This is a genomic window from Flavobacteriales bacterium TMED191, assembly GCA_002171975.2.
Classification (GTDB): domain Bacteria; phylum Bacteroidota; class Bacteroidia; order Flavobacteriales; family TMED113.
Genome location: NHIO02000009.1, coordinates 1 through 9986 on the forward strand (window position 1 = coordinate 1; position 9986 = coordinate 9986).

At 26.4% G+C, this 9986-nt stretch carries 11 protein-coding genes and 1 pseudogene; 3 read left to right on the plus strand and 9 right to left on the minus strand.

All coding sequences use genetic code 11. The features are described 5' to 3' along the window. The first annotated feature begins 329 nt into the window (after positions 1-329). Positions 330-734 carry an OsmC family peroxiredoxin gene (locus CBD51_000595; GenBank protein ID RPG60636.1) on the plus strand — a complete coding sequence of 135 codons (405 nt, stop codon included), beginning with the start codon at positions 330-332 and terminating at the stop codon, positions 732-734. A 15-nt stretch (positions 735-749) separates the two neighbouring features. On the opposite strand, the gene CBD51_000600 is transcribed toward CBD51_000595, so the two are convergent. Then, the gene (locus CBD51_000600; GenBank protein RPG60645.1) at positions 750-1562 is read right to left on the minus strand and encodes a cobalamin-binding protein; all 813 of its coding nucleotides are present in this window, start codon (positions 1560-1562) and stop codon (positions 750-752) included. 87 nt (positions 1563-1649) lie between these two features. Here CBD51_000600 and CBD51_000605 point away from each other — a divergent pair, with 87 nt between their 5' ends. Then, positions 1650-2306 (plus strand): semialdehyde dehydrogenase, encoded by a 657-nt coding sequence (locus CBD51_000605; protein ID RPG60637.1) that lies wholly within the window; start codon positions 1650-1652, stop codon positions 2304-2306. A 31-nt stretch (positions 2307-2337) separates the two neighbouring features. On the opposite strand, the gene CBD51_000610 is transcribed toward CBD51_000605, so the two are convergent. Then, complete coding sequence (locus CBD51_000610) at positions 2338-2835, minus strand: YqhA family protein (protein RPG60638.1); 498 nt, start codon at positions 2833-2835, stop codon at positions 2338-2340. Between the two features lie 165 nt (positions 2836-3000). Between CBD51_000610 and CBD51_000615 the strand changes: the two genes are divergently transcribed. Continuing rightward, the gene (locus CBD51_000615) at positions 3001-4062 is read left to right on the plus strand and encodes an acyl-CoA desaturase (protein ID RPG60639.1); all 1062 of its coding nucleotides are present in this window, start codon (positions 3001-3003) and stop codon (positions 4060-4062) included. Positions 4063-4135: 73 nt separating this feature from the next. On the opposite strand, the gene CBD51_000620 is transcribed toward CBD51_000615, so the two are convergent. From CBD51_000620 to CBD51_000650, 7 genes and pseudogenes are all read right to left on the minus strand, one after another. Next, the gene (locus tag CBD51_000620; protein ID RPG60640.1) at positions 4136-4768 is read right to left on the minus strand and encodes a hemolysin III family protein; all 633 of its coding nucleotides are present in this window, start codon (positions 4766-4768) and stop codon (positions 4136-4138) included. A 131-nt stretch (positions 4769-4899) separates the two neighbouring features. Beyond that, positions 4900-5289, minus strand: coding sequence for a DoxX family protein (locus CBD51_000625; protein RPG60641.1), 390 nt, complete (start codon positions 5287-5289; stop codon positions 4900-4902). A gap of 557 nt (positions 5290-5846) precedes the next feature. Beyond that, positions 5847-5945 (minus strand): annotated as a pseudogene (locus CBD51_000630) (hypothetical protein). Positions 5946-6021: 76 nt separating this feature from the next. Continuing rightward, positions 6022-7272 carry a Y-family DNA polymerase gene (locus CBD51_000635; GenBank protein ID RPG60642.1) on the minus strand — a complete coding sequence of 417 codons (1251 nt, stop codon included), beginning with the start codon at positions 7270-7272 and terminating at the stop codon, positions 6022-6024. After that, positions 7269-7715 carry a translesion error-prone DNA polymerase V autoproteolytic subunit gene (locus CBD51_000640; protein RPG60643.1) on the minus strand — a complete coding sequence of 149 codons (447 nt, stop codon included), beginning with the start codon at positions 7713-7715 and terminating at the stop codon, positions 7269-7271. The genes CBD51_000635 and CBD51_000640 overlap by 4 nt, the downstream gene beginning before the upstream one ends. A gap of 169 nt (positions 7716-7884) precedes the next feature. Further along, on the minus strand, positions 7885-9543 hold the full coding sequence (locus tag CBD51_000645; GenBank protein ID RPG60646.1) for a DEAD/DEAH box helicase: 1659 nt from the start codon (positions 9541-9543) through the stop codon (positions 7885-7887). A gap of 167 nt (positions 9544-9710) precedes the next feature. Next, on the minus strand, positions 9711-9986 hold a 276-nt coding region (locus tag CBD51_000650; protein RPG60644.1), incomplete at its 5' end, for a translational GTPase TypA.

The following is a 9986-nucleotide window of genomic DNA, read 5'->3' on the forward strand; positions in this document are numbered from 1 at the left end:
ATTAATTAATACATTTCTAACTAAATTTATCGATAAAAACAACGGGCGGTTTTTTCAACCTTTTCGTGAATTATTTTTTCGTGTGTACGTTGATTTAAGTGTTTATAATGACCAATTTCATATTGTATATTTAGATTATAATGATGATATTATATACTATAGGAAATATACTCCTAATAATACAAATGCAATTGATAATTTCCAGTCAAATAGAGCTATTATTAAAAAAATTGATCTCTTAGGTAGGGAAGTGTTGAGTAAAGGTTTTCAGTTTGAAGTATACGATGATGGTAGTATTGAGAAAAAATTTATTTTAAAGTGAATCCATTATGAACAAATTTAAAGTTAAATACGAAGGACATTTAAGAACATCAGCTATTCATATAGATTCTGGTTCTATAATATCTACTGACGCTCCTAAAGATAATCATGGTCTTGGAAAAAATTTTTCTCCAACTGATTTATTATGTACATCTTTAGCAAGTTGTATCCTAACTATTATGGCAATTGCAGTTGAGAGAAAAAATATTGATATAAAAGATACTATAGCAAATATTACTAAGACAATGATTAATAATCCAAGAAGAATAGCTAAAATTGAAATTGAGATAATTTTTCCTAAACAATTCGATTCTCAAACAAAAGACATTTTAGAAAGATCCGCTAAAAATTGCCCTGTACATCATGCTATATCTAAAAATGTTGAAAAAAAAATTGTATTTAAGTATTTATAGTTAACTAGATGTAAATTAGTTATCGTTACTATTTTTTTTATACCAATGACTTATAATATTATTAATTATGATTAAACCCTCAGTTAATGCTGCTGGACCTGGTTGAAGAATAATACTAGAATCTATTTCATGAATGTCATTATTTTTAATTGCTTGAATTGATTTCCAGCCTTTTCTATTAATCATCTTATTTCTTTTAAATTTTTTACCACACCATGAAACAAGTATTATGTCTGGATTGCATTGTATTATATCCTTATCATCGTGAATTATTCTATCTTTGGCTAATGATTTTGAATTTTTGCTTTCTAGTATATTTATCCCTCCGCAAATTTCGATAATTTCACTTACCCATTGAATACTACATATTAAGGGGTCAAACCATTCTTCAAAATACACTTTTGGTTTTATTGACATATTCAAATTTTTGGTTTTAATTTTCTGAATATTTCTTTCAATTTTATTTACTAGCTGTAAAGATTCAATTTGTTTACCCACTAATAACCCCAACTGATTAATCATAATCTTGATTCCATTCACACTTCTATAATTATTAATCCAAACAGTAATACCTCTTTTAATTAATTTTTCTGCAATCTCTACCTGGACATCTGAAAAACCAATAACAAGGTCTGGTTTAAGTTCAATAATTTTATCAATATTTGCATTTATAAAAGAACAAACAACTTTTTTTTCTTTTCTTGCTTCTTTTGGTCTTACTGCGTAATTTGATACACCAATGATTCTGTTACTTTCCTTAAGTATATATAAAGTTTCTGTACATTCCTCTGTCAGACATATTATTCTTTTTGGATATGCGTCCTTAATCTTCATAAAAGTTTAAAGTTCATAAATATATAGAATTTATTTTATCTATAAATTTTGTTAATTTTAATTTCGTTATATATTTTTTTTATGCAAAAACTTCATGCTTTAGTATTGGGTGCTTCTGGTGCAACAGGTAAGGAAATAGTTAAATTACTTTTGAGAAGTTCAGATTTCATTAAAGTTTCTTTATTTGTTAGAAGACCATTTGATATTAAACATAATAAGCTTTCTATTCATCAAATAGATTTCTCAAGATTACATGATTATAAAGCATTAATCAAAGGAGATGTTCTTTTTTCTTCATTAGGAACAACTAGAAAAGAGGCTGGAGGTAAAATAAGACAGTATTTAGTTGACTTTACCTATCAGTATGATTTTGCTAAAATTGCTTCAGAAAATAGAGTAAGTCAATATTTTTTGGTTTCCTCTTTAGGAGCAAATAAAAAATCTTTTTTTTTCTATCCTAAGATTAAGGGTGATTTAGAAGAGGCTGTCAAACTTCTTAGTTTTCAGAAAATACATATTTTTCAGCCCCCTTCTTTAATACGTCCATTGCATATGATAAGGTTTAGTGAAAAAATATCTTTAAAATTTTTAAGTTTTGTTAATAAATTTGGTCTTCTAATTTCATTTAGACCATTATCAGTTTATGATTTAGCATTAAAAATGATTAGTATGGTTAACTCTAATAATATCAAAAAAATATGTATTTATAGATATAATGACTTTACAAGCGAGGACTAATCACCATTATTGCTATAACTATTATTAGTTATTAATTTCTATTAATTAAATAATATCCTACGCAAATAGTTAAAATTGATGTACTAAACAACAATAGGTCACTTGGCGAAGTGAAATTTTGAGAAAGTTTTAAAACTTTTTCAAAAAACTTAACTATTAATACTATAATAATAACCTTTATGATTTTGTTTTTAAGTTGGTCTAGGTTGTTTATTTTTAAAGTTGAATCAGCAAACTTGCCTTTTGCAAAATCAATTTCACTTATAAATAGTTCATAAACTCCAAATCCAAAAATTAATAATACAATTCCAATTAAAAATAAATCAATTGATGATATAATTTTAAAAAGGAGGTTATTGCTATTGTTAATATTATTATCGAAAATTGGGTTGTTAAATACTATTGCTTGAATAATATCCCATCCTCCCAAAATAAATAAAGTAATTGATGAAATCACAGACATTATTACAGCAATTAAAACTACAAATCTTGTACTCCAAAGTGCGTTTTCAAATTTATCTTCAATCATAATTTTTACTTTAATTACTTGTTTTGACAAATATATAAATTGTATTATAGAAATGAATATTATTTTTTTTAAAAATCTTATTTTGTTATTTTTTATAATTTTTTGAAAAACATTTTTTTTGCTCTCATTTTTCTTATATACTTGTATATTAATAAATCTAAAATTATGGATTCAATTAAGGATGTTAATTTTATAACTTCTCTTCGAAATGAAGTAAACAATTATTTTAAAGACAATAATATTGATAAGGGAGGTAATTTAAATATGTATATAAAAAGTGCATTTATGTTATCTCTATATTTTGTTCCATACTTTTTAATGATGACAGGTGCTATAAATCAGCCTTATTTAATATTTATGTGGGTTTTAATGGGGTTTGGTATGGCTGGTATAGGGATGTCTATTATGCACGATGGAAATCACAATGGTTATTCAAAAAGTAAAACTATTAATAAAATAATGGGCTTTACTCTTCAAATGCTTGGAGGGACTGATAAAATATGGCAGATTCAACATAATAAGCTTCATCATAAATACACAAATGTTCATGACCATGATCCTGATGTTAGTCCAATTAAATTGTTAAGATTTTCACCTGATGCACCCTATAAAAAAATATATAGATTTCAATTTATTTATGCTTGGTTTTTATACGGTCTTATGACTTTTTCATTTGCAACTATAAAAGAATTTAAACAATTAATAGAATGGAAAAAGACTGGTGTTATTTCTGACTCTGAACAACGTGGATTGTTTCTTGAGCTAATATTATGGAAAATAATCTATTATATTTTTATTCTTGTACTGCCAATAATAATATTAAAAATCACATTTTTACATTGGTTTATGTTGTTTTTTACAATGCATTTTATTGCAGGATTTATATTAGCTCTCATTTTTCAAACTGCACATATTGTACCTGAATGTGAACATCAACAATATAATGCTAAGACTGATATAAATACTTGGGCGATTAATCAATTATTAACAACTGCAAATTATGCCCCTAATAGCAAACTTCTTTCTTGGTTTATTGGTGGATTAAATTATCAAATTGAACATCATCTTTTTCCGGGTATTTGTCATGTTCATTATAAAAATATTTCAATTATTGTTAAAAAAATAGCTAGTGATTATGATTTACCTTATCACTGTCAAAGCAACTTTTTTCAAGCAATTATTGCACATGGAAAGATGTTATATTGTTTAGGTCAAAATCATAAGTAATTCATGTCTATTCAAGCATCATTGTTTAATCCTTTTTTTTACTTGAAAGTCTAAATTTCTAGATCACTATACACTAATTTATTACATATTTAAAAATCATAATATAATGTATTGTACTTCCTGTAATTACAAATAAATGCCAAATAAAATGAGAGTATTTCATTCTTGAATCAAGAACATAAAAAATAATTCCAGTTGTATATATAATTCCTCCCCATATTAATAAATTAAGAGCAGAAGTTGATATAGAGTTTATAAGAATATTCCATTTAAGGACAATCATCCAACCCATTATTATATAGATTAATAATGATGTATTTTCGTATTTGCCAGTAAAAAAAAATTTAAAAATAGATCCTATTAGTACTAAGGACCACTGAATAGCAAAAATCCACCAACCTGTAGTTCCATTAATAGATATTAAAGCAATAGGAGTGTATGTGCCAGCAATGAGTATAAATATGCTACAATGGTCTAGTATTCTAAATATTTCCTTTAATTTTTTATTTTTTACACCGTGGTATAATGTTGATGATGTATATAGTATTATAAGACTAAAACTATAAAGGAGAGTGCTAATTAGAATGATTTGGTGATTAGAAATACTATTTAATAAAATTACAAATCCTAATATTGATGCAATTGCAGCAATTCCATGCGATATAGTGTTTAATAATTCTTCAAGATACTTATGGTCAACATTCATAGATGCGAAAATAATTTTAATTTTTGTGTAGCATTTTATCCCTAAACTTAATGTGAATAACTAGTCTATTTTTATTGACAAATAACCTGATCTTTTTAGATAATAGTATATAATTAGATAAATCTAATTAGCTACAATAAATAGCTCATAAATATGATGGAATACATTGTTAGCATAGTTATAGCGGGCATTGATTTTTTAAATGGGTCATTTACTTTAATATGCATTATTATTGCCCCAACCATTATTATTGACATTGTGGCCGCTCCATAAAAATCAATTGAATCTTTTAGGATAAGTGTATCATTCATCAATGAACTAACAATAAATAAAATCGAAATTCCAATTTTAATAGATCCAATGATGTACATTGTCCATTTATTTAAGCCATATGTTTTAAATTCCTCTTGCAGATTCTTTGCTTTTCCGCCTCTGTACTTAGTAGACTTGTTATATCTAAGCATCCAAACATTAAATATGCCGAGAACGGTTACTAGTTTTATTATAAAAATTATATCCATTGCTCTAAATTATTAATTTTTTGTTAATTTCAAAAAATGAGTTTATATCATTTCATAATTTTATTTATAGGTATCTCTTTTATTTTTTATGCTTTTAATGCTTTATTTTCACAATATATGAAAGATGAGTTTTTGCGTTGGGGCTTTCAGAAGTATCGTATTTTTATCTCCATTCTTCAGTTATTTTTTGGAATGTTATTTTTAACAGGCTTTATTTATCCCTTTTTATTTATTTACTGTTCTTCTTTTTTTTTACTAATGATGCTTGGAGCAATTTTTGTTAGATTTCGTATTAAGGATGGTTTATTTGAAATGTTGCCAGCTTATCTTTATTTTTTTCTAAATCTTATAATTTTTTTTATTGAATTAAAGCAAATAATTTAAAATTATTATAGCTTATAAGCTTGTAAAAAAAATATTTAATAAGTTTTTAATTTTTTATCATTATTGTTTGAGATCCTAAATCTTTTGTAAATAAAAGATTAAAGTTTTGATTATTAAGCTCGATTAATACGATATTAGTTTGATTAGAAGCAATATCTAAAAACAGTGTATTCTCCCTCTTTATTATGTAAAATATGATTTAATAGTGTTGTTTTTCCTGCCCCAAGAAATCCAGATAGTACCGTTGTTGGGAGTTTATTTGTTGATTCCATTTTTTAAGTACAAATATATTGTTTTTTTGTAAGTGCAACAATGTTGCATTTACCGATTTTTCATTACTTAGGTATTTTAAATATTTACTGTTAAAATATCTTTTATTTTGGTTGTGTAACAAGGTGATAGTTGTTCTTGTTTGATTTGCCATTTTTGTATAAAACCTTGTGATGCTAAATGTATTTTATCTCTACCCATTGATTTATTAATTTTATCTATTGAATACATCAGTTTTCTTCTTTTTATTATATCCATTTTATTAAATAGTGATAGTTGGATATTTTTTTCATGTGATAGTTGGTGAACTATCACTCCCGCTTTTTTATATGAACAGTCATTTCTGTAGATTTTTTTCAAAGCTTTACGCGTCATGTTTGATATTTCAATACTGTCATTAGTGGCGGTAGGTAATGACAGTGTAATTTTCGGATGATACTGTTTAGTATTAGTTTTGTAAGGGTTGGTCATTAAAAAAACAGAAACTTTTGAACAACAACTTTTTTCTTTTCTCAGCTTATATGCACAATTGACTGCAAAATGAATAATTGCTTGTTTTATTAAATTATAATTTGTTATCTCCTTACCAAAGGAACGGGTTGTAGCTATACTTTTTTTTCTTGGTTGATATGTTTTGAAATCATAACATTGCTCGCCTTTTAGCTCCTTTTGTATAAGAATACCATTTGTTGACATATTTTTTTTGACCCACATTGTGTTTGCGTTTCTAAGTTCTAAGGCAGTGTTGATTCCTGATTTTTTTAGTTTATCACTATATCTTCTCCCAATACCCCATAAATTTTCTATAGGTAAATTATTTAGGGCTTTTTTTATTATATTTTTATTATCTAGAATCAGAACACCATTTTTAGTATATTTTTTAGCCATGTAATTTGCTACTTTAGCTAAAGTTTTAGTAGGTGCTAAACCAATTGAAACAGGTATACCAGTCCAGCGTTTTATGTTTTTTTTAATAAAAATTACTCTATCTACACTTGTGTAATTAGATAAATCTAAAAAGGCTTCATCTATTGAATAGATTTCTATTTTATTGACTTCTTTTTTTAGTATTTCCATCACCCTATTTGAGAAGTCTCCATAAAGTGCGAAATTAGTAGAGAATACATTGACTTTATTTTTTGTAATAATCGATTGAATTTTAAAGGCAGGTTCTCCCATTTTAATACCTAGTGCTTTAGCTTCATTACTTCTTGCAATTACACACCCATCATTATTAGACAAGACTATAACAGCTTTATTTTTTAAACTAGGTTTGAATACTCTTTCGCAAGAAGCATAAAAGTTATTGCAATCAACTAATCCTATCATATAAAGTGATGTATTGCGTGAGCAACTACTCCAAATAGTTCGAAATCCATTTCTTCTGTAATCTCAATAGGTTGATATTTATTATTCTCAGCCTGTAAAAAAAGTTTGTTTTTGTTTTTTCGAATCCTTTTAACGGTGAAGTCACCATCTATATACGCTACTACTATAGAGTTATTAATAACTTCAAGCGACCTATCTACTATTAGCAAATCACCATTTAATATACCTGCATCTAGCATAGAATCACCGTTTACACGAACATAATAAGTAGCAGATGGATGTTCTATCAAAAGTTGATTTAAATCTATTTTTGAATCTATATGATCCTCTGCAGGAGATGGAAATCCTGCTGAAACACCATTTTGGAAATAGGGTAGGTTTAAAGATATATCTTGCTCAGAGCTATAGAATTCTAGTGTTTTACTTTTGTAAAGGACTCTCATTTTATATAGATTTTATATCATTTTAAAATTAATGTAATTTTTTTAAAAAAAAGTAAACAATAAAATTTTAAAGTAAACTTTTTTATATGAATACAGTTTAATGAATATAGTACGTAAAAAGCTGAGTGAAATTAAATTTCTAAAATTGATTTTTTTAGTTTAAATCTATTTAATATTGTCCTGACTTTTTTCTTGATTTCTTTTTTTTCTTTTTTATTTTCGATGGTTTTTCTTTAGAAAAATCTTTGGCTATTTCCACCTTTAACTGTGCGCCTCTCCATTTAATATTATTAAGTTTTCTAATTATTTGATCTTTCTGTTCTTCTTCAATTTCAAAAAAAGAAAAACTCTTCATAATATCTATCTTACCAATAAAGACATTTCTTTTTTGAATTTTATCATTGATTAAACCTAGTATGTGTTGTGCTCCAACTCCATTTTTTTTACCAACATTCATGTGAAAACGCACTAAACTTTTCGAGCTTGTTTTATTTATTTCAAATTTGTCTTTTGTTTTTAAATCTGGTGAGTTTTTATAAAATGATAAAAATCGATTAAATTCTACTGACACAAAATGCTTTATTAATGTTTCTTTATCTAAATCTGCTAGTTTTTCTGTTATACCTGGTAGGTATTTATTAATTTGGTTATCTACTGGTGAGTTTATAACCTTATTGATTAAGTTTAATAATTGTGCTTCACATATCATATCTCCTGTTGGAATTTGACTGAAACTAATTTTTTTATTAATCATTTTTTCAATAGCTTGAATTTTTTTTAAATTTCTATCTGTTGCTATTATAATTGAGTTTCCTTTTTTATTTGCACGCGCGGTTCTTCCAGACCTATGAACATAAACTTCATTATCATCCGGTAAATTATAATTTATAATATGTGTAATGTCATTCACATCTAGACCTCTAGCTGCAACATCAGTTGCTACTAGTATTTCTAGGTTTCTTTGTCTAAATTTATCCATTACATGATCTCTTTGTGCTTGAGAGAGATCTCCGTGTAATGCATCAGCATTGTACCCGTCTCGCATTAATTTACTAGATACTTCTTTACATTCTCTTCTTGTTCTACAGAATACAATCCCATATATACTTGGGTTATAGTCGCAGATTCTTCTTAGAGCAGAGTATTTTTCTCTTGAACCAACAATATGATATGAATGCGTAATATTTTTTGCTCCTTCATTTCTATTTGCTACCTCAATAGTATGTGGTTTTTGCATGTAGTTTTTTGAAATTTTTAGTACATCTTTAGGCATTGTAGCAGAGAAAAGAAGAGTTTGTTTATTGTTAGGTGTTTTTTGTAAAATAGTATCAATATCTTTTTTAAAACCCATATTGAGCATTTCATCGGCCTCATCCATGACCACGGTCTTAATTTTTTCTAAATTAATTTTTTTTCTTTTTATTAAATCAATAACTCTACCAGGTGTTCCTACTATGATATGATTTCCTTTTGAGAGTGATTTAATCTGTGACTTTATATCAGTACCTCCGTATACTGAATTAATTTTTACACTCATATATTGAGAAAGTACTTCAAGATCTTTTGTAATTTGAATACACAATTCTCGAGTTGGACATAGTATAATACATTGTGTATAATTGTCTTTGATACTGATTTTGTGAATTACAGGAATACCAAACGCTGCTGTTTTCCCTGTTCCAGTTTGTGCTAATGCAATTAAATCTGTCCTATTTTCTAATAAAAAAGGGATTGCTTCAGTTTGAATTTCAGTTGTTTTGATAAAATTTAATTCAACTAGAGACTTTTTTATATTATCATTAATTTTAATTTCTGAGAAATTCATAATCTGAATATTTTTATTTGGTGACAAATATACTCTCTTATTGTAATACTTATCTGTTTGTTCTTTAAAATAAAATCTATTTGATAGATGCTTAATAAAATTAAGCATCATAACTTTTTTAAATTTTGTGAATAATTAGCTTTAAATTTAATTTTTCTAAGTTTTGTTGATCACTTGATTTTTCTCATCCTTAAGCTTATGGGTGTTATTTCTAGATATTCATCGTCTTTGATATACTCCATTGATTCTTCTAGTGAAAATTCGGTTTTAGGTGCAATTTTCATAGCATCGTCTGATCCTGATTTTCTCATATTTGTTAATTGTTTACCTTTTACAAGGTTTACTGCTAAGTCATTGTCTCTATTATGTTCTCCTATTACCTGACCTTTATATATTATATCTGATGACGAAACAAAAAATCTTCCTCTATCTTGTAGTCTATTTAA